We start from the raw sequence: 19,340 nt of genomic DNA, 5'->3' as shown, positions 1-19,340 counted from the left end.
CCTGTTTAGCGTACCGATTTGATCGCATAGATGCGATCCAGGTAAGTGTCATTGGCACTAAAGCCAAGGTCAATCAGCGGCGTTACCGAGACACCATTTAAAGTGCCTTGGTAGTGCTGGTCTTCCGCATCGCGGTAATTCAGTCCGTGAACGTCGTGAATGACGTAGGGCTGCCCCTCGATGTCGCCAATATACATGACCACGTGGCCGGGTAAATAAATCAAATCGCCAACTTTAGCGTTGGCTAAGCGTGCAAGTTTCTCTGCGTTACTGCTGTTTTCATCGTACACGACAGTGTCACCGTACTCGCCATAACCTTGCTGGCTGGAGTTACGTGGCATATCGATGCCCATACTCCGATACACTTCCAGCACAAAGCCAGTGCAGTCGCGCGCGTTGTAATCGTGACCCCAGCCATAGCGTTCGCCCAGGAACTTAAATGCCTGTCGAATCACATTAGCCTCAGTATAAGGAAGGTAACCGACATGCACGTCGTGATGACGCGCAATTAACGCTGGCGAGAAGGCCAGTGCACCTTCAGCGTCGCGAATCGGCAGTTGCACCGTGTAGCTGGCAAACGGATTCTGACCATGCACATCATGCCCGGTATCGGCTGCACTTAACAACGGTAGACGGGTACTCATATCCAGTTGTACTGCGGAGACCGGGGCGAAGCTCGGGGTATAGTTAGTTTCGACTTTGGCTTCAGTGACGACGGCAAAAGGTTTTTTGTCAGCGAAGGCAAGCACTTCATCGCGCGGACCTATGGCAACATCGCTGGCCTGGATCCAGGCCAGGTAATGGTAGGATTGCGCCAGGTACCACTTACCATCTGTGCTGGTGTGCAGGATCGCTAATGGCGTACCTGGAAAGACTCCGGTTTCCTGAAAGCGGTCAATGTCGAGATCAAGGTCGTCACTGTAGAGCTTATCCAATGTCGGGAAGGTTCGCATCGAAGAGCGTTTCACCACTAGTCCGAAGCGAACGGCGTTAACCGCCTCGACCGCGGCAAGGTTAGCAGCACTCCGGTAGCCCTCTAACTGGGCCGTGGTTGCTTGCTCACCGGTGGCATAAAAGCGCGGATAACCGGGCAGGCTGCTGATCGAGTTGATTTTATCAATCAGCTCTGCCGCACGGAACTCGGTTGGATACTCGTCAAGCAGCACCATTTCGTCCTGCACTGCATAAGAGCGCTGATTAAAGGCTGTGATCTGGGCAGGAGTGAGCACCGCTGCGTGCGGTTGTTGCAGACGCTGTACCCAGAACTCAGGCTCCAGATACTGTTCCTGCATGCCAATGACATCGTGCTGGTAACCAGGTAACGACTGATAGGCAACGGCAGTGGTGGTTTCAGGTGCCTCTGTTGGTGCCGGCTGGCAGCCGGCTAAGGTCGCGAGGCTAATAGCTAACGCAATATATTTCACGCTTTCTCCCTAGTGGGCTGATGAAGTTTGTGGATGTACCTGGTCTCCATCTTAAATTGGAATAATATTCCAAACAACAAGTTTTTTAGGCATAAATTATTTGTAATGCCTGGGTACACGCGGGCTGACACGACACAACAGCTCATAACTGATAGAACCTACTGCATCAGCGACTGTGGTCACCGGCAAATTCGGGCCCCAAAGCTCCGCTTCATCACCTATGGCCACTTCCTTTAACCCGGTGACATCCACGGTGATCATATCCATGGACACTGTCCCGGCCAGTGGCACCTGTTGGCCATTCAGCCAGACAGGCGTACCGTCAGGGGCATGGCGCGGGTAACCATCTGCGTAACCAATGGCCAGAGTTGCAATACGACTGGCTCGTTCTGCATGCCAGCGACTGCCATAACCGACGGCCTCACCCGGGGCAATCTCGCGCAACGCCATGACCGGCGCGGTTAAGCGCATGGCGGCCTGAAGCTGCTCTGTTTGCGCCGTGGTGGTGGGATTGACTCCGTACAACAAAATTCCCGTGCGACACCACTGATTGGTGTCGGTACCTAAATCAATGGCACTACTGATCAAAGCTGCGGTGTTGGCGCTGCTAATCGCGGCGGTAGGCGAGGTTGACGCGCAGAGCTCGGTGAAGCGTTCCTGTTGCAGCGTATTGAGGTCGTGATCGGCACGATCGGCATTGGCAAAGTGGGTCATGAGGGTGACACTTGCCACTTGCTTCAGGCTGGCCAGCTCACGACTGGCAGCTTCGACGGCGGCCGGGGCAAACCCTAAGCGGTGCATGCCGGTATCGGTTTTCAGCCAGACCGCAAGGGGTTTCACCAGGCGCGCGCCGGCGATGGCATCAATTTGCCCCTGATGGTGAACCACCGGCTGCAGATTGTAATGTGCACACACGGGGAGTTCTGCCTCACTAAAACAGCCTTCCAGCAGCACTATGGGCTGGGTGAAACCCGCCTCGCGCAGTTGCAGCGCCTCATCAATGAAGGCCACGGCATAAGCATCTACGGCGCCATTGATGGCGCGTGCCACGGCAATAGCACCATGACCATAGCCGTCTGCCTTAATCACGCCTAACAGTTTACAGTCGCCGGCCTCGCGGCGGGCGACCTCGGCGTTGTGTTGCAGCGCAGTCATCGAAATTTCGGCACGGGTTGGACGAAAATGTAAGCCGTTGTTCATCGGTTACTGCTTAGTAAAATTAAGGTCTTCAAAGTCGAAGCTCCAGTCAGCGGCAGGGTCAATCGGGGCCAGTTGCATGCCCAGAATATCGCCCTGCATGGTGGTGGTAAAACGCACGTAGGCATCCGCATGATGGGTCCGGTCGTCCCAGCGCGCGGCAAAGGTGTCGCCTTTAATATGAAACAGCTCGCCTACCATCCGCTCAGACCTGTGCGAGCGCCAGCGCAACTCGCCATCCTGCCAGCTGACAGTGACTTTGCCGAACCAGGGGTCGACATATTCACCTGTTACACGCGCGGCCACTGCCGCAGTGACGGGATGCGTCTCAGGCTCTGAAAACGCTGCCTGACGGCTGGCGCTGGCCTGCTCGCGCCATTTTTGCACGGCCATAATCCAGTCGCGGTCGGGGCTGTCGGTGTAGGCTTTGATCATGGTTTGCATCATGGCGGTGCGGGCATCGCTGTGCGCGCGGTTCATCAGTACCATGAAGCCGACATCAAGCTCGGGAAAGAATGACAAGTAAGCGTTCATGCCATGTAAGGTACCCGTGTGGTGTACCCGTAATAAGCCATCGACATCGTGCATACGCCAGCCAAGACCGTAGGCAGCGAAGTGCGTGTTGTCCCAGTCAGAGGCGCGGGAGCCGACGTTCATGATGGTTTGTGGTGACCACATCTCCGCATGTTGGCGGGCACTGATCAATTGTTTTTGTTCACCTTCGGCGGTGGTATAGGCACCGCGGGCGATGTGCATTTTCATCCACTTGGTCATGGCCTGAATACTGCAACGAATGCCGCCCGCCGGGGCCGAAGTCAGGTAGTCCGCGGCAAAGTCACGGCGTACCACCGTCGGTTGCTCATCTAAGAACCCATGTGGCTGCGCAAGGTACTGCTTGTAAGCCTCGGGCACTGGACCGGCAAAGCAATACTCCATCCCCAGCGGCCGCATAAGGTTCTCTTCAACAAAGGTTTCCCAGCGTTGCCCGGTGACCCGCTCGGTCAGCTCACCGGCGATCACATAAAGGATATTGTCGTACGCATATTGCGTGCGAAAGCCACCTGTCATAGGCAAGTACTGCAGACCATGGAGGATATCTTTTCGGGTAAAATCATTCGGCGTGGGCCAGAACATCAGATCGCCCGCGCCCAGGTTCAGGCCGCTTTTATGGATCAGCAAGTCACGCACCGTGAAGTTGCGCGTGATCCAGGGGTCCTGCACCCGAAATTCGGGAATGTAGTCAATGACCGGGTCATCCCAGCTGATCTTGCCCTGATCCACCAGCAGAGCCAGCGCCGCGGTGGTGAAGTTTTTAGTCACCGAGGCAATTTTAAATAGTGTTCGTTGCGAAACCTGGCGCGGTTCACCGATCTCCTGCACGCCGTAGCCCTTTTCGAACGCCACCTGGTCACCCTCGACAATAGCGATGGCCATACCGGGCACGGCGTAGACCGACATCACTTCCTGGACGGTTGAATTGAGCTTGTCGCTGCTGATTTTGCTTGGCTCTGCCTGAGCTGTAGCACTTAAGCCCACGCTCACGGCGGCGGCTAAGGCGACAGCAGGCCGGGTCAGTAATTTTAAGTTATGCATCATGGTTCTTAGTCTCGTCGGTTAAATCATGATCAGACTAGCGATGACATAGAGTACCAGAGTGATGGCACCACCTGTCAGGGCATAAGGGAGCTGTGTGCGCACGTGCTCGAGCAGATCACAGCCGGATGCCAGTGCTGACACCGCAGTGGTATCTGAAATAGGCGAGCAGTGATCGCCGAAGACGCCACCCCCTAACACCGCGGCCAGTAATAATGGCGCGGGCAGATCAAGCGCGATAATCATCGGCGCGGCGATCGGAATCAAAATCGCGAAGGTGCCCCACGAAGTACCCGTGGTAAAAGAAATTAAAGCACCGGCGATAAACAGCATCGGGGCGATCAGGAACAGTGGCAGGAACTCACCGACCAGTCCGGCTAGGAAAATTCCGGTGCCCAGCTCGCGCAAACTGCTGCCTAAGGCAAGTGAAAGCAACACGATACTGACCAGCGGTAGCAGCTCGCCCATTCCCTTAAATCCCAGATTCACAAGCTGCTGGTGGGTTTTACGACGGCTGATAATGAGCATGAAGTAAGCGACGACACAGGCCAGAACAGTCGCGTAAAGTACCGACTTGGAGCCGTCACCCTGGGTGATGTCGCCACCACCGGTACCAAACATAAAGGCAACCATACCGACAACCATGACGGTCAGTGGCACTAACATATAGCGTGCTTTACTGTTGCTTGGTACATGTTCAGGTATGTCTTTATGCTCGACCGGTCGCTCTTCAACTTTTTTCATCGGACCAAACACGCGACCGGTGATGGCGGTATAAAAAACGATACTCAGGGTGACCAGTGCGTAGAAGTTAAACGGGATAGTGCTCCATAAGGTGCTGACACTGGAGCCGGGTAAGTCCTGCTGATCGAGCATTCCGAGCACGTAGGCGCCCCAGCCGTTTAGCAGGATCAGAATACAAATGGGTGCGCTGGTACTATCGATCAGATAGGCCAGACGCGCGCGGCTCATGCCCAGTTTCTCGAATAGGCCACGTGAAAGTATACCGGCGGTGAGTACGCTTAAGTTAGACTCGATAAACACGAAGATACCGGTAAAGACGGTCATCAGACTGGCGCTGCGCTTGGTGGAACCGAGGCCGCGCGCAAGCAGGGCTTCGACGGTTGCCGCGACCCCGCCGGATTCGCGGATGTAGGCCAGCAGCGAACCCACCATCAGGCTAAAAATAAGGATTCGCGTGTTGCCAGGCGAGCCGAATACAGAAATAATGCGTTCAATGGTCGCCACGAAGGTGTAGACCAGTGGTTCACCACCTTGCCAGGTAAGCAGAAGTTCTGAAGTAACGATGGCAAGGAGCAGGGCAACAATAACTTCCTTGCGCCAGAACACCACAATAATGGCCACTAGCGGCGGTAGTACGGACATCCAGCTCATAAATGAGACCTTGTTTTGAATAGTTGGTGGCGGATTTTTGACGTCCATATTGCCAATCAGTAATAAATTATTCAATATGGGAGTCCAACTTTCATAGATTATGAAGAAAGACAGCACCTATGTCCTGTTTATTAAAAATACGCGCAATGCGCGAAGATATGTCGTTAATCGAGCGCAAGCTGGCGGATTTTATTCTTGAGAATACCCATCTGTTGCGCGATTACTCCTCACAGCAGCTGGCTGATGCCATCGGCGTGAGCCAGTCCAGTGTGGTCAAGTTCAGTCAAAAGCTTGGCTATCGTGGCTACCCGGATCTGAAGTTTGCCGTCAACGAAGCGGTAGTGTCTGCTACCAGTCAGTCGCGAACGCAAGCCAGCCATCCTTCTCAGGAGCGTTCCATCGCTGCAACTTTTGCCGAGTTGCGCGATGCAAACTATGCCGTCATGCAGGGTGTAGCTGACATTAACGAAGTCGAAAAACTGCAGCAGGCGTTGCGCGTGCTCACCGCTGCCGAAACCATACAGGTAATGGGCTTTGGCAAATCAGCGATCGTGGCGAAAGATTTTGTGCTGCGCTTAATGCAGATGGGTAAAGTGACCTTAAGCAGCACTGATCCGGCGTTGCAGGTACAGATGGCGACGACCCTCAGTGAGGGCAGCGTACTGTTTGCCATAAGCGACGGCGGCCAGAACAGCGATGTACTGAAGATTGTGCGGCAGGCAAAAAGCAAAGGTGCGAAGGTCATCTCACTGACCCGCTATGGTAATAATCCAACCAGTGTGCTGGCCGATATCAGCTTATTTGCGTTGGGCGGCGATACCCATATGCGCATGGACAGTGTGCTGATGCAGTTAGGGATGCAGCACTTGTGCCATATGCTCTATGTGCAGCTGTGCCAAACCCTGAAAGTCGATAGTTTAATCGAAGAAAGTATGAATTCGCACAATCTGTTAGATACCAAATGAAAACTATTCCCATTTAGGTATTGAATCTTAAATACGAATCGTTATCATTAGCGCAAATTTTTTAGACATCGCGCACATAGGATTCGTAGTTATGAAAAAAACCATGCTGAGTTTGAGTATTGCCACTCTTATCGCGACACCTGCTGTCGCACAGGAACAAGACAGTCAGGTCGTTAAAGCTGACGAACGCATTAAAATCACGGCAAGCCGTACCGAACAAACCACCGCAACTATTCCCGCGACAGTGACGGTGATTGATGGTGCCGACCTGCGCCAGCAACTGGCCAGCGCCGACACGCTGTCTGATGTACTTGGCAATTTAGTCCCGGCGTTTTCCCCTTCGCGGCAGAAGCTAACCAGTTCCGGTGAGACCCTGCGCGGTCGTGAGCCACTGTATCTGATTGATGGCGTGCCGCAGTCCAATCCGTTGCGTAACGGCGCGCGGGCGTCTTATACCATCGATCCACTAATGATTGAGCGGGTTGAAATTATTCACGGTGCCAGCGCCATCCAGGGCATGGGCGCCAGCGGCGGTATCATTAATATCGTCACTAAGTCTGCCGAGCAGGGTGCCAGCCATGAAGTCAACGCAGGCATCACCGCGCCGACCAGCGAAACCAGTGAAGGTTTGAGTTACCGCACCGGCTATCTGTTCCGTGGCGCTTCTGGTGATGTCTCTGCGGTAGCGGGTGTGCAACTGCGTAGCACCGGCATGTATGTGGACGGCAACGGTCAGCTGATCGGTGTTGATATGGCGCAAGGCGATACCATGGATTCGGAAAGCTACGATGTGTTTGCCAAGCTGGGATATCGCATCGATGCCAACCAAAGCCTTGAGGTTATGCTGAACCATTTCGATATGGAAGGTAACGGCGACTACTCGTCCGTGGGTGGCGATCGCAGTACAGGTGAGCCGACCCTCTCAGTGGAAGAGCCTGCCGCAGGTGAAGCACCGCGCAATAAGGTGACGACTACAACAGTCACTTACCGTAACACTGATGTATTAGGCGCCGACTTAAACTGGCAGCTGTTCTCACAGGACTTTTCGGCCCTTTACGGGGGTGGCACCTATGCCACGTTCCAAGATCCGGCGTACGGCGACAACATCTTTGATCAGTCGCGTAACGATTCACAGAAATACGGCTCACGCTTAACCATGAACTGGAACAAAGTGGCGGACTTACCCATTGCCGTGAGCAGCGGGGTCGATTATTTGCGCGACAGTACTTTTCAGGAACTGGCACAAACCGGGCGTAAATGGGTACCGGAAACCACTTTTGACAACTGGGCGCCGTTTGCGCAAGTGCGCTACCGCAACCAGGGGCTGACCTTAAGTGGCGGCGTGCGCTACGAATACGGCAAGCTGAACGTGGACGATTTCACCACGCTGGCCAGCTACGGCAGCGTTTTCGTGGAAGGCGGTGAACCGTCGTTTAACGAGCTATTGCCAAATGTCGGCGCGGTTTACGAATTGACCAGAGACTGGCGTGTCTTTGCCAGCTACTCGGAAGGCTTCAGTATGCCTGATGTAGGGCGCGTACTGCGCGGCATCAGCCAGCCCAACTTGAGCGTAGCCAGCTTCCTGGATTTGCAGCCAGTGATTGCTGACAATCAGGAAATTGGCATTGAGTACCGCGGTAACGCACTGAATCTGAGTGCCAGCTACTTCACCTCAGACTCTGACCTTGGTGCCCGCTTACAAGCCGACGCCGACGGTTTCTACAGCGTCAAACGTGAGCGCACGGAAATCAGTGGTGTCGAACTGAGCGCGAACTATGCCTGGTCGGCCTACACCAGCTTTGGCATGAACTACGCCAAAACCGATGGTGAATACGACAGCGACGGCGACGACCGGGTGGATAGCGAACTGGGCGGTCGTAACATCGCTCCCGAGCGTGCCAATCTCTACTGGGAGCAGCAGTGGGGCGCATTAGTCAGCAGCCGTTTGCAGTACAACATGCTGTTTGATCGCGACATTTACAGTGGCGCACAAGCCATTAATAACTTTGATGGTTACCAGACTCTGGATCTGCAGGTCCTTATCGAGACCATGGATTATGGCCAGTTCACCGTCGGTGTTGAGAACTTATTGGATGAGTACTACTTCACTTACTATGCGCAGACGGCAGGTTCGGACTCACGTAACTTCACTGGTCGCGGTCGTACCTTAAGCCTGAACTGGAACTATAGCTTCTGATGTGGCGACATGGGTTTGGCCGGGTCCATAAGTGGCTCGGCCTTACATTAAGTCTTTGGGTGGTGCTCGTTTCGTTAACGGGCACTCTGCTTTTGTATAAGACTGAACTGCTGCAACTGCAGTACCCCGAACTACGGCTGGCTGAAGTCCCGTCAACTGCCGATGCTGCCAGGGTTTTTGATCGGTTCCAGGCGGGCTACGCCTATCTGCCGCGGGCAGATAAGCCCTGGATCGAGGTCGTCGATGCTGAGGGTGTGACCCATTATTTCGATGCCGCTGGCTCTGCGGTACTGGCGCGACCCCACCTTGGCGACTGGATTTCCTGGTTTGTTGAGTTTCATCATCACCTGCTGCTGGACGAGCTGGGTAAAGATCTGATGGGCATATTCGGATTGCTAAGCCTGTTGCTGGTCATTGCCGGCATGGTCCGCTGGTGGCCACGAAACTGGAGCTGGCGTGTTTTCAGCGTGCGCTGGCATGGGCCGCGTTCGCGGCAGTTTCGGGCAACGCTCTGGCAACTGCATCGCACCTCGGGGGTGCTGGCGCTGGTGCCGGTTGCGGTGCTGTTGCTGACGGGTACTGCCATCATGTATGCAGCGACGGTAAATTCCACATTGACCGCGATGTTCCCGCAAACCCAAACACGGCCAACCGCGGAACTACCCACCGCGAGTGCGACGAACTGGCAGCAACGGTTTGCCATTGCTGAGCGCTTCTGGCCCGATCAAAAGCCACGGCTGGTGTACTTACAAGCTAATGCGGAAGGCGCGTATCGGATGCGCTTAAAGTATAGCGACGAGTGGCATCCAAACGGCCGCAGTTACCTGACCTTTGCCGCACAAGGGCCACTCATCAGTGCCGACGATGTACGCAATAAAGCTTTAGGGTTTCAGTTGTCGCAGCTTATTTATCCGCTGCATGTCGCTGCGGTGGGTGGCATCATCTGGTTGCTGGTAACTTTGCTGGGCGGTCTGGTACTGATGCTATTGCCAGTAACTGGCGTCTGGTTTTGGGTAAAGCGCCGGCAGCGGGCGCACTAGTCCAGATCCAATTCCAGCTGCAACTGTTCATCTGGGTCAGGCAACGCCACACTGAGGCCGACCAGGCGCACGCCGCGTTGGTCACGACGATCCCAGGCCTCGCGCAGTAACTGGTAAAACAAACTGGGTGAAGCGGTTTTCGCGGTGCGGGACACCGTGGTTTGCTGGAAGTCACTAAACTTAAGTTTTACTGTCTGGCTTTTGATGTGGGTGTCCTGCCAACGGCTTTGTCCCAGGCGTTTTTGCAGTTGGGGCAGCAAAACTTCATCAAGAAACTTCTCCAGCTGGCGCAACTGTTGAAAGTCATGCCGCAAGGTTTCCTCGCAGCCGACGCTTTTGCGGGTGCGTTCGGTAACGACCGGGCGTTGGTCGATACCATTGCAACGTTGCTGTAATAACCAGCCGGCTTTTTCGCCTAATAAGCGCTGCAAGCGCTCCAGTTTGGCGGCCTGAATATCAAGGCCGGTGTAAAACCCGGCATGTTGCAACCGCTCAAGGCTCTTCGGTCCGACCCCCGGGATGCGTTTCAGGCTCAGTTGGGCGATGTAGGGCACCACCTGATCCGGAGGTACGACAAACTGACCATCAGGTTTTTGTTCCTCACTAGCGATTTTGGCGACCATTTTTTGACAACTAATACCGGCAGATGCTGTCAAGCCAAGTTTACGCAACTCCCCGCGTATGGCTTCCATGGTTAACGAGGCGCTGCCGTGATAATCCTTATTTTCCGTCAGGTCGAGGTAGAATTCGTCGATCGAAGCGGGTTCGACCTGATCCGTTACCTGCTGCAAGACGGCCAGTACCTGTCTGGAAAGCTCACGGTAATAGCGATGATCAGGGCTAACGAAGTGCAAGTGGGGACACAGACGCCGGGCGTGGGCACCGGACATTGCGCTGCGAACACCGAATTGACGGGCCAGGTAGTTCGCGGTCGCTACTACGCCACGTTCGCTGCCGCCACCGACGGCAAACGGCCGATCGCGCAGGCTCGGATCACGCAAGACTTCGGCGCTGGCGAAGAAGGCATCAAGATCCAGAAGCGCAATTTTGCGCGTATTAAAGGTCGATTGCTGGGACATAAAACGAAATGTTTAACCTTGGACGGAATCTGGCTATAATCGCAACAACTAAGTGAGCGTGCAAGCTCAACTCAATGAAACAGGAGTCCACTGTGAACGTATTGAAAGCTGTAAAATCGGGTCGTTTGTTTGCCGCCGCTTTGGCCTTCGTGGTCGGTAGCGCTGGCGCGACAATGTTGCCACAAGACAAGAATGAAGATATTGCTAAGCGTATTGCGCCTATCGGTCAAGTGCGCACAGGTAGTGCGGATGCAGCCCCAGGTGGTGATTCCGGTAGTACTGCAGCACGCTCAGGTGAAGCGGTTTACAACCAGTTTTGTGCAGCTTGCCACACCGGCGGTGTATTAGGCGCACCGAAGCTCAATAACGAGGCAGATTGGGAGCCACGTTTGGCTCAGGGTATGGACACAGTGTTAAAGCACGCGATTGAAGGTTACAACGCGATGCCACCGAAAGGGACCTGTGGCGATTGTAGCGATGATGAGATTCAAGCAGCAATCGATTACATGATCGCTGACATTTAAGTGATGAAACAACTGATTTAAATGATAAAAACCGCTTCGGCGGTTTTTTTTTGCCTAAAAATAGCTGAAAAATCCAGCAAAAGCCTTTCTTGTACAGGAATGTAAAGATATAATCGATTGCAAGTTCGTTCACAAAAAAGCATACAAAAACTCAATATACGACGAAAAAATAACCAATTAGAGCTTTTCAAAGCCGATGCCAAACCAACATCAGTTGTCTACAGATTCTCGCGACATTGCGCGCTTGCGCAAGGCAGTAGTACGTCTGAAAAGCATTGCTCTAAAGTACCGGCAGTCCGAAGTTGTCCAAAAAGCACTCTTCCGAATCTCTGAACTTGCCTCATCCGCACGCGATATGTCAGAGTTTTATCCTGCCCTGCATGCCATTATCGATGAACTTATGGTGGCCAGAAACTTTTTCGTCTGCTTGTTCGACCAACAACAAGACACCGTAAAATTTGTGTACTTCGCCGATGAATATGACGATGTGCCAAGTAACGAGCAATTTCCCGCGGAAGTCTTGCGAAAAGGTCTGACAGGTTATGTGATTCGTAAAGCCCAACCCTTTTTGCTCAATGAAGAAAATTTCAGTGCCTTGGTCGAGTCAGGCGAAGTCTCTGATCTAGGCTCGCCACCGATCGATTGGCTAGGGGTGCCACTTTGTAGCGGCGAGCGTGTTATCGGGGCGATGGTGGTGCAAAGCTACACCGACGGTGAGGGCTATACGCGTGCCGATAAAGAGCTCTTCATGTTCGTTTCTCAGCACATCGTTAACGCCCTGGAGCGGATTCGTCAGCGTGAGTTTATGCGCGAGGAAATCGATCGGCAAACGGCTAATCTGCGCGACATAAATGCAAATCTTGAAGAGCAGGTCGCTGAGCGCAAACGCGCCGAAAAACTCTCTGCTGTGCTGTACGGTATTTCTGAGCTGACCAATACCTCCGAGAGCATGGACAACTTCTTTACTCAGTTACATCGGCAAATTGGCTTGCTGATGAACAATGACAACTTTTTCGTCGCCTTGCTCGATGACGACCGCAAACATATCCGGTTTCCCTATTACGTGGATGAACGTGACAGCCAGTTAGTCGATCGACGGCCCTTGGGCAAAGGTATGACGGAGTATGTCATTTCGACCCGGAAAGCGGTCTTTATTGATGAGCAGGCTTATGAACAACTCGTCGCAGCAGGCAAGGTCGAGGGCCCCATCAGATATTATGGAACCCGACCAAAACAATGGCTAGGATCACCTCTGTTAGTGGACGATGAGGTTATCGGCGTACTCTCAGTACAGACCTATAATGGCGATGTGAGCTACAAACAAGACGACCTTGAACTGCTGAACTTTGTTTCTCAGCACGTCGCTGTAGCGATTGAGCGACGCCGTAATGCTGATGAAGTGCGCCGGGTGAATGCCTTCCTCGAGAAAAAGGTTGCCGAGCGCACCGAAGAGCTGGTCAACGAAATCGAGCGCCGTAAGAAGATCGAAGAAAAACTTTTCTACGATGCGCATCATGATGCGTTAACAGGCCTTCCGAACCGCTCTATGTTTACCGAGCGTTTGCAGCAGGCACTCAATCAAAAGCGCCGTTTCCCCAGCCATAACTTTGCCGTGTTGTTTGTCGATCTCGATCGCTTTAAGGATATCAATGACTCGTTGGGCCACTCGGCGGGCGATGAATTTTTGCTTGAGGCCAGCCGGCGTATCGGTGAGTGCGTGCGTGACAATGATACTGTGGCGCGCTTAGGTGGAGATGAATTCGTTATTTTACTGAATCTTATTCACCACATAGATGATGCCAAAGATGTTGCTTCGCGGATCATCGAGCATATGCGTCAACCTTTTGAGTTTGGTGAGACTGAACACTATTCCGGTGCCAGTGTGGGTATCGCAGAATGCAAATCGCGCAATGATTCAGCAGAACGCTTATTGCGGGACGCTGATGCGGCTATGTATCAGGCCAAAGGCATGGGCCGTGGCCGCTTCGTAGTGTTCGACGAGAGTATCCATAAAGATCTGGTGGCGTCGTTACATCGTGAGAGCGAGCTACGGCATGCGCAGTTTGATCAGGACTTCCTGCTCCAGCAGTTCGACCTTGTTTCGTTAGTCGACGGTAAGCCCAAGGCGCGTGAGGTGCTGGTGCGCTGGCAGCGCGGTGATCAGTTGCTGACGGCACAAAGTTTCCTGAACGTGGCCGAAAAGACCGGCATGATTTTGTCGCTCGATCACTGGATGCTGACCCGTTGCTGCGAAATACTCTGTGAGGGCAAGAGCAACGTCCCCATTTATGTAAGTCTATCTACCAAACACCTGTACAAGTTGGCCGATGTCAAAGCTCTGCTGGGCATTATCAAAAGCGCCGGCGTATCGCCTAAGCAACTGGTCTTCGAGTTCAGCGAGACGGAGCTGAGCGATAATTCAAAACGTCAGCTTACTGCCCTCAAAACCCTGGCTGATGCCGGTGTTGGGCTAGCCCTGAATGAATTCGGCCGTAGCTCAGGAGCTTTACAGTACTTGCTGAATTATCCGTTCACCCACGTGAAACTGGATCCCCGCTTTGTCGAAGAAACGGCAAATAGCGAACGCGCGGGAGTGATGGTCAGAAACGTCGTCAACCTGTGTAACGAACTGTCGATCACCATTGCAGCTGCCGGGATTGATAGCAAAGAACAGTTGCAGGCGTTAAGGGACGCAGGGGTACAGATTGGCGTTGGCAAGCAACTGGGTGAACCCGTGTGGGTTGAAACAAAACAAAAGCAAGAGGCTATTTAAGCGCATTCCGCAACATCGACAAGCCATCGTTGCGTGATTCTTCTTCCCGTTCAGGCGTAATTGGCGTTTTACCTTCCCATTCCAGGTCATCTTGCGGTAACTCAAACAAGAAACGGCTCGGCTCCGGTCTGAGTACATCACCATATTGGCGGCGTTCTTTCGCCATGGTAAAGATTAATGACTGCTGGGCGCGGGTAATACCGACATAAGCCAGCCGGCGTTCTTCCTCGACCATATTGTCGTCGATGCTCGATTGGTGAGGTAATAAGCCTTCTTCCATGCCCACCAGAAAAACATGCGGAAATTCCAGACCTTTGGAGGCGTGCAGGGTCATCAGTTGCACCTGGTCGCCAAACTCTTCTTCTTCATGACGCGACATTAAGTCGCGTAAACATAACTTGGCGACGGCTTGTTCAAAGTTTAACGGTTCGTGGTCGTCGTCACCCTTGAGCATTTCCCCGACCCAGCGCAGCAGTTCACTGATGTTCTTGTAACGCATTTCCGCCGCGCTCTGGCTGGGGCTGGCTTCGTACAGCCATTCCTCATAGCCGATTTCTTTGATCAGATGGTAAAGTGCTGGCATCACCTCGGGACTATGATCGCAACGCCGTGCGGTTTGGCTGATCAGGTGAGTAAACAGCTGTACCGATTGATACTCGCGGCTTCCTAACCGTGTTTTTAACGCTTGATGCTGTGCGGCTTCCAGCAAACTGGTGTGTAACTCGTGGGCCAGTTCGCCGATGCGCTCCACCGTATGCGGACCAATACCTCGCTTAGGGACATTGACGACCCGAATAAAGGCCGTGTCATCGGTCGGGTTCATGAGCAAGCGCAGGTAGGCCATGATGTCTTTGACTTCGGCCCGGGCAAAAAAGCTTTGGCCACCGGTCATGCGGTACGGAATTCGGTTGGTCAGCAAGGCTTTTTCAAAAATGCGGGACTGGTGGTTGCCGCGGTACAGCACCGCAAAATGGGAGTAGGGGGTGCGCTCTAAAAAGCGGCGCCGTACAATTTCAGCAACCACACGCTCTGCCTCATGCTCTTCATTACGGCCATAAATCACCCGCAGCGGCACCCCGTACTCCATTTCTGAGAACAGCTTTTTCTCAAATACGTGAGGATTGTTCTCAATCAGAATATTCGCTGACTTAAGAATACGACCATGGGAGCGATAATTTTGCTCAAGCTTAATCACCTGCAGCTGGGGAAAGTCTTGTTGCAAAAGTGCCAGGTTCTGCGGTTGCGCGCCGCGCCAGGAATAGATGGACTGATCGTCATCGCCTACCACAGTGAAGCGCGCACGCTCGCCAACCAGTAACTTTACCAGCTGATACTGCGAGGTATTGGTATCCTGATATTCATCAACCAATAAGTATTGGAACTTCTTCTGCCAACGTTCGCGGACGGCCGGGTCGCTGGCCAGCAGTTGCGTCGGCAGCAAGATAAGATCATCAAAATCTAAGGCATTGCAGGCGCGCATATTTTGCTGGTAGCGACGGTAAAACTCGGCAAATTCTTCTTCATCTGGTGTCTTTGCATGGGACAGCGCTTGTTGTGGTGTCCACATGGCATTTTTCCAGTTACCAATTTGGCTCTGCAGCCGTTTCAGAGTGTCTTTATCGCCGTCCAGTTCAGGTTCGGTAAGGGCTTTAAGTAAGGCAAAGCTGTCCTGGTCGTCAAACAGTGAAAAACCAGACTTGAGACCAAGATGTTTGACCTCTTTGCGGATAATACTCAGCCCCAGGGTATGAAACGTCGATACGGTTAAACCACGGATCTGATGGCGCCCCAGCGTCTTACCGATGCGCTCTTTCATTTCGCGTGCGGCTTTATTGGTAAAGGTCACGGCGGCTATATGACGAGCCTGATACTGACAGCGGGTGATCAGGTAAGCAATTTTCTCGGTAATCACGCGCGTTTTGCCACTGCCCGCGCCAGCGAGTACCAGCACCGGACCACCGATGGCTTCGACTGCTTCTTGTTGGCGAGGATTTAACTGCATGATTGTCCTGTTAAAGTGAGGGAAAATGGCGCTGTAGCAGCGAACTGAAGAGCAGATTTTACCGTAAACTCCTGCTAAGCTAAAAGACTATTCCCTAATTCGCCCAAGGAGTTTGAGATGGACGCGAAGAAAATTGAAGATATCGCCAAGCAAATCAATGACAGCATCCCAGCTGGCATGAAGGATTTTGCCGGAAGCATGGAGCAGCGAACCAAACAAATCCTGCAACAGCAGCTGAGTAAGCTGGACGTTGTCACTCATGAAGAGCTGGATATCCAGCAACAACTGTTATTGCGCTTACGCCAGCGTGTTGAAGAGCTGGAAAAACAAGTGCAGGCATTGCAGCAAGATAAAGAGCTTTAAGTCGAGCGGCACGTTACCCAGGATGCGGAGACATCGATCGGCGCCGGTGCGTCAGGAAGCTCCGCAGCTGCTTGTTGCAGGCGTTCACGATAGGCAGTGAACGTCAGCTCATTATTGAGAATACGATTCACGTCGCGTTGGATAAAATAGGCACGGCGGCCAATCGCGTACCGCGCAGATTCTTCATCTTCGCGCAGCAGTGCGCTGGCGTTACGGCTTAACGCGTCTGCACAGCAATCCTGCACAGCATTGCGCAGATTACGGATAATCGAGTCGGGCACTTTCATTTCTTTCGGATTCGAACTAAAGCGGCGCAATCCTTCGATTTGTTCATAGGTTCGCTCAGTATGAGCGAGCACCTCTTGAATTCGTGCTAACGAGTCCCGAGCTAAATGGTAATTGAGGGCGCTCATGACGTGTTGCAGGTGTTCAGCTTCGGCGGGGCGTAATGCATTATCCTGTTGCAGCGTGCGCCACTGTTCATTCAGGAAACGAAGCTGTTTTGCACTTGGCGCTGAGACATCAAGCTGAGCTAGATTTTCGGCAAACTCACAAACTTTCAGCTGGCTGTAACGCAGCACAGGCTCTTGCGGTTGCTGGTTATCAGAGGCATCACTGCAACCTGCCACAGCAAGCAGAAAGACGAACGCCAAAAAGTAGAATTTGCTGACCATAACCTAGCCCTGTAGTTAAGAAACGCGTACTCTACCAGTAATGCTAGCATAAGGTTAGTGACGTCAATTTATTAATTTGAAAGGTGGTACCCATGGCACAGTGGATGACTGGCGAAGTGATTGAGAATCATGCGTGGAACAATGAGTTATTCAGCTTACGGGTGCGGGTACCTAAGCCGTTTGAGTTTATCGCCGGGCAGTTTGTGCGCTTAGGCTTGCACACTGAGGAGCAGCGCATTCAGCGTGCGTATTCACTGGTCAATGGTCCCGATGATCCGATCCTCGATTTTCTGGTGAACCGTGTGCATGACGGCGATTTCTCACCGCGGCTGCATGATTTACGCGCCGGCCAGTCGATCGAAGTCAGTCAGCCTCCAACTGGCTTCTTTACCCTGAATGAAGTGCCGGAAGGCGAGAGCTTGTGGCTGATTTCTACGGGTACCGGCATTGGCCCTTATCTGTCTATGCTGACGACCACGATTCCATACGAACGTTTTGCGCGGATCCATCTGATTCATGCGGTGCGATACGAGGCTGACTTAGCCTATCAGCAACAAATACTGGATTGGGTTGCTGCCCATCCCGGGCAACTTCATTATCAGCCTGTGGTAAGCCGCGAAGACGCCACCGGCGCGCTGCGTGGTCGAATTCCATCCCTTATTGTCGACGGCCAGCTGGAAGCTGCTCTGGGCGATGAGCTCAACGAAAACGCGCAGGTCATGTTATGTGGCAACCCCGAGATGATCCGCGACGCCAAGCAAGTACTCGCCGACAAAGGCCTGCCAAAAAACCTGCGTCGCAAGCCGGGCAACGTGACTGTGGAACATTACTGGTAAGCCACATCGCGTTTAGCCAAGCTATCGTCAACAGTTGCTAAGGCGACAATATAGCTCGCTTGACTGGCGAGCAACGAGCTTGCAGCCACAACCACGTCATCCAAATATGAGCTACGAATCCAGCCGCCCACCCACTTCTAAGATCGACTGGATGACTACATCGACTTATGAAAACTTCGTTGACACAGAATATTGAACATCCTTCACGCTGGTACTCAGGGAATTGTATAAATATTATTAATTAAAGCTTGAGTGTTTTGTTTGTAAAATGTATAAAAAGTTTAATTAATTTTAAATTATTACTATCGCACTTTTTCTTGGGGTAGGAGTTAATTCGCTATGAGGTTGTTTTTTCTTCTAATGTTGACTATTGCTTATGCTCTACTTGTCGGTAAGGCTGAGGCGTTTCAGGATACTATGGATACGTCACCGCACGGCTTTTCATATATCGATCATCATGGTCAATTTAGGTTCATTAACGTGGATGAAGAAGCTAGTTCTTTTATCGTGAATCTTGATTACGCGAATGAGCTGATCACGGTTACGTTTGACGACGGAAGTTTCTTTGTTTTAAATCAATCCACAGATGACATCGTGTACTTCAATCCCGAGACCAATAGTATCCAACCTGGAATGTTTGGAGTCCCGTCGCAATTCAACATGACAGAAGATGCAACCAATGTTCTCTCAAGTTACGCCAATCATCATCCGTATATTTCTCAGACAGAAGCCCCGACAGACCCATTCTGCCATGTAGAAGTTCGTCCAGGAATGCCGTGTCCTCCACATATAGGTATAGATTCATTTGAGCAGACTTTGACTACGCAAACTTCTGCTTTTTGTTCTGTTGTAGGAGCTCGTAGCGCTTATCCCTATGATGGCTCAGCAACCCTTGAGCAATGCTCAAGAAGTGAACGTTATACAGATTTAGCTACGTTTATGGCCGCTATCGCTGGATGCGCTCTTACAGGCGGGGCGACCTGCGCTGTTGGAATGAGCGCAGTTGCTGCGTCTCACAACAGCTTTCGATCAAGAATAGATGTGTGCCTTGCGTCATTTAACCAAACCCAGTTTGAGCTAGAAGCGTGTGAGTTGGAGCGTAATGACGACGACCAAAACCAGGGTGGCGGCAGTGTAGCACCGGGAACTGTAACGACTCCTGACAGTAATCCCCTAGTTGATCTTGCATGGGACCAGCTATATCGTTGCAGAACAGCAACCACTAGTAGCCCATTCTCAGACCCCACTTCCCACGTTATTTGTTTTCCGATTTAAAGG

General features: G+C 52.6%; 15 protein-coding genes. 8 read left to right on the top strand and 7 right to left on the bottom strand.

Features of this window, described 5'->3' with window-relative positions; translation table 11 throughout:
• Nucleotides 1-5: 5 nt before the first annotated feature.
• The 4 genes from J6J34_RS02890 to J6J34_RS02875 all read right to left on the bottom strand — a co-directional run bounded on the left by J6J34_RS02890 (nt 6) and on the right by J6J34_RS02875 (nt 5,609).
• The gene (locus tag J6J34_RS02890) at nt 6-1,424 is read right to left on the bottom strand and encodes an SH3 domain-containing protein (RefSeq protein ID WP_301898444.1); all 1,419 of its coding nucleotides are present in this window, start codon (nt 1,422-1,424) and stop codon (nt 6-8) included.
• Between the two features lie 96 nt (nt 1,425-1,520).
• Nucleotides 1,521-2,624, bottom strand: a complete 1,104-nt coding sequence (gene alr / locus J6J34_RS02885; protein ID WP_301898443.1) for an alanine racemase — start codon at nt 2,622-2,624, stop codon at nt 1,521-1,523.
• A gap of 3 nt (nt 2,625-2,627) precedes the next feature.
• Entirely contained in the window at nt 2,628-4,217 is a 1,590-nt protein-coding gene (locus tag J6J34_RS02880) for a serine hydrolase (protein ID WP_301898442.1), read from the bottom strand.
• An 18-nt stretch (nt 4,218-4,235) separates the two neighbouring features.
• Entirely contained in the window at nt 4,236-5,609 is a 1,374-nt protein-coding gene (locus J6J34_RS02875) for a Na+/H+ antiporter NhaC family protein (protein ID WP_301719228.1), read from the bottom strand.
• Nucleotides 5,610-5,728: 119 nt separating this feature from the next.
• Here J6J34_RS02875 and J6J34_RS02870 point away from each other — a divergent pair, with 119 nt between their 5' ends.
• From J6J34_RS02870 to J6J34_RS02860, 3 genes are all read left to right on the top strand, one after another.
• Nucleotides 5,729-6,574, top strand: coding sequence for a MurR/RpiR family transcriptional regulator (locus J6J34_RS02870; RefSeq protein WP_301719229.1), 846 nt, complete (start codon nt 5,729-5,731; stop codon nt 6,572-6,574).
• A 91-nt stretch (nt 6,575-6,665) separates the two neighbouring features.
• On the top strand, nt 6,666-8,771 hold the full coding sequence (locus J6J34_RS02865; protein ID WP_301898441.1) for a TonB-dependent receptor: 2,106 nt from the start codon (nt 6,666-6,668) through the stop codon (nt 8,769-8,771).
• A complete protein-coding gene (locus J6J34_RS02860; protein ID WP_301719231.1) occupies nt 8,771-9,811 on the top strand; it encodes a PepSY-associated TM helix domain-containing protein in 1,041 nt (346 codons plus the stop codon). Before J6J34_RS02865 ends, J6J34_RS02860 begins: the two co-directional genes overlap by 1 nt.
• Here the strand turns inward: J6J34_RS02860 and dinB are convergent.
• Nucleotides 9,808-10,890: a DNA polymerase IV gene (dinB, locus tag J6J34_RS02855; RefSeq protein ID WP_301719232.1), complete on the bottom strand. Its 1,083-nt coding sequence runs from the start codon at nt 10,888-10,890 to the stop codon at nt 9,808-9,810. The genes J6J34_RS02860 and dinB overlap by 4 nt on opposite strands.
• A 74-nt stretch (nt 10,891-10,964) precedes the next feature.
• Here dinB and J6J34_RS02850 point away from each other — a divergent pair, with 74 nt between their 5' ends.
• Both J6J34_RS02850 and J6J34_RS02845 read left to right on the top strand, forming a co-directional pair.
• Nucleotides 10,965-11,414 carry a c-type cytochrome gene (locus J6J34_RS02850; protein WP_418055157.1) on the top strand — a complete coding sequence of 150 codons (450 nt, stop codon included), beginning with the start codon at nt 10,965-10,967 and terminating at the stop codon, nt 11,412-11,414.
• Between the two features lie 214 nt (nt 11,415-11,628).
• Nucleotides 11,629-14,187 carry a sensor domain-containing phosphodiesterase gene (locus J6J34_RS02845; protein WP_301898440.1) on the top strand — a complete coding sequence of 853 codons (2,559 nt, stop codon included), beginning with the start codon at nt 11,629-11,631 and terminating at the stop codon, nt 14,185-14,187.
• On the opposite strand, the gene rep is transcribed toward J6J34_RS02845, so the two are convergent.
• The gene (gene rep, locus J6J34_RS02840) at nt 14,180-16,189 is read right to left on the bottom strand and encodes a DNA helicase Rep (protein WP_301719236.1); all 2,010 of its coding nucleotides are present in this window, start codon (nt 16,187-16,189) and stop codon (nt 14,180-14,182) included. The genes J6J34_RS02845 and rep overlap by 8 nt on opposite strands.
• 117 nt (nt 16,190-16,306) lie before the next feature.
• Here rep and J6J34_RS02835 point away from each other — a divergent pair, with 117 nt between their 5' ends.
• On the top strand, nt 16,307-16,552 hold the full coding sequence (locus tag J6J34_RS02835; protein WP_301719237.1) for an accessory factor UbiK family protein: 246 nt from the start codon (nt 16,307-16,309) through the stop codon (nt 16,550-16,552).
• Here the strand turns inward: J6J34_RS02835 and J6J34_RS02830 are convergent.
• Entirely contained in the window at nt 16,549-17,226 is a 678-nt protein-coding gene (locus J6J34_RS02830) for a hypothetical protein (protein ID WP_301719240.1), read from the bottom strand. The genes J6J34_RS02835 and J6J34_RS02830 overlap by 4 nt on opposite strands.
• Nucleotides 17,227-17,318: 92 nt before the next feature.
• On the opposite strand from J6J34_RS02830, the gene J6J34_RS02825 reads away from it, so the two are divergent.
• Together J6J34_RS02825 and J6J34_RS02820 are read left to right on the top strand one after the other, a co-directional pair.
• Nucleotides 17,319-18,062 (top strand): ferredoxin--NADP reductase, encoded by a 744-nt coding sequence (locus J6J34_RS02825; RefSeq protein ID WP_301719241.1) that lies wholly within the window; start codon nt 17,319-17,321, stop codon nt 18,060-18,062.
• Between the two features lie 339 nt (nt 18,063-18,401).
• Complete coding sequence (locus J6J34_RS02820; protein ID WP_301719242.1) at nt 18,402-19,337, top strand: hypothetical protein; 936 nt, start codon at nt 18,402-18,404, stop codon at nt 19,335-19,337.
• Nucleotides 19,338-19,340: the final 3 nt, after the last annotated feature.

It is taken from the genome of Pseudidiomarina terrestris (genome assembly GCF_030466405.1).
Lineage (GTDB): Bacteria > Pseudomonadota > Gammaproteobacteria > Enterobacterales > Alteromonadaceae > Pseudidiomarina > Pseudidiomarina terrestris.
Note: the sequence above shows the minus strand (reverse complement) of the source record. Positions and strands in the feature narration are given on the sequence as shown.

Bases quoted from the DNA above. Each gene is read 5' to 3' on its own strand.
- alr (WP_301898443.1), bottom strand. From the start codon at position 2,624: ATGAACAACGGCTTACATTTTCGTCCAACCCGTGCCGAAATTTCGATG.
- J6J34_RS02880 (WP_301898442.1), bottom strand. From the start codon at position 4,217: ATGATGCATAACTTAAAATTACTGACCCGGCCTGCTGTCGCCTTAGCC.
- J6J34_RS02875 (WP_301719228.1), bottom strand. From the start codon at position 5,609: ATGAGCTGGATGTCCGTACTACCGCCGCTAGTGGCCATTATTGTGGTG.
- J6J34_RS02870 (WP_301719229.1), top strand. From the start codon at position 5,729: ATGTCCTGTTTATTAAAAATACGCGCAATGCGCGAAGATATGTCGTTA.
- J6J34_RS02865 (WP_301898441.1), top strand. From the start codon at position 6,666: ATGAAAAAAACCATGCTGAGTTTGAGTATTGCCACTCTTATCGCGACA.
- J6J34_RS02860 (WP_301719231.1), top strand. From the start codon at position 8,771: ATGTGGCGACATGGGTTTGGCCGGGTCCATAAGTGGCTCGGCCTTACA.
- dinB (WP_301719232.1), bottom strand. From the start codon at position 10,890: ATGTCCCAGCAATCGACCTTTAATACGCGCAAAATTGCGCTTCTGGAT.
- J6J34_RS02850 (WP_418055157.1), top strand. From the start codon at position 10,965: ATGAAACAGGAGTCCACTGTGAACGTATTGAAAGCTGTAAAATCGGGT.
- rep (WP_301719236.1), bottom strand. From the start codon at position 16,189: ATGCAGTTAAATCCTCGCCAACAAGAAGCAGTCGAAGCCATCGGTGGT.
- J6J34_RS02835 (WP_301719237.1), top strand. From the start codon at position 16,307: ATGGACGCGAAGAAAATTGAAGATATCGCCAAGCAAATCAATGACAGC.
- J6J34_RS02830 (WP_301719240.1), bottom strand. From the start codon at position 17,226: ATGGTCAGCAAATTCTACTTTTTGGCGTTCGTCTTTCTGCTTGCTGTG.
- J6J34_RS02825 (WP_301719241.1), top strand. From the start codon at position 17,319: ATGGCACAGTGGATGACTGGCGAAGTGATTGAGAATCATGCGTGGAAC.
- J6J34_RS02820 (WP_301719242.1), top strand. From the start codon at position 18,402: ATGAGGTTGTTTTTTCTTCTAATGTTGACTATTGCTTATGCTCTACTT.